The organism is Acidithiobacillus ferriphilus (genome assembly GCF_018854775.1).
Lineage (GTDB): Bacteria > Pseudomonadota > Gammaproteobacteria > Acidithiobacillales > Acidithiobacillaceae > Acidithiobacillus > Acidithiobacillus ferriphilus.
In genome coordinates this window covers 1-530 of sequence record NZ_JAAZTY010000279.1, presented here as the reverse complement: position 1 = coordinate 530, position 530 = coordinate 1, and the positions used below count along the sequence as shown (strand labels likewise).

The window sequence follows — 530 nt, the reverse complement described above, 5'->3', positions numbered from 1 at the left end:
ACGCGGCATTTTGCGCATCCGATTCCCAGGCCAGCGCACGCGCCTTGATGGCAAGCGGAAGCGGTGTCGCCGGTGCGACGATGACGGGCATCCGCTTGGGGCCGGACAGCAAGGTGACTGGTTCCGCCCGTGGTGAAGGACTGGTTTTAAGTGGAACGCCCTATGGTGGTGCGGATCAGCGGGTACCGCAGGGGGGTGCGGGAACGCGGATGCATCCCCTCACCCGTGCTCCGGCCGATGCGCCACAAACGACCGTCGCTGCCCCGGAGGTGGCGGCGGTCCGCGGAAATTTTAGCGTCACGACCCCCGCGCGCAGTGCACAGGAGAGCCCGCTCAGCCGCGTGACCGGCACGGCCTATGGCGCGGTCGGACGCATCACCGGTCCGGTGAATCTCGCGGCGGGTCTGGTTTCCGGCACCCCCGAGTTCCGTTATCGGGATGAGGCCTATAGCGCCGCGCCGGTGGTCGCAACGCGGGAAGCGCCGCGCAATCGCCTTACCGGGGACGGGCGTGAAGGGGGTTTTGCCATC

1 protein-coding gene is annotated in these 530 nt (G+C 68.1%); it reads left to right on the top strand.

The genetic code is table 11. The features are described 5' to 3' along the window. On the top strand, positions 1-530 hold a 530-nt coding region (locus HF921_RS13225; protein ID WP_215894004.1), incomplete at both ends, for a CsoS2 family carboxysome shell protein.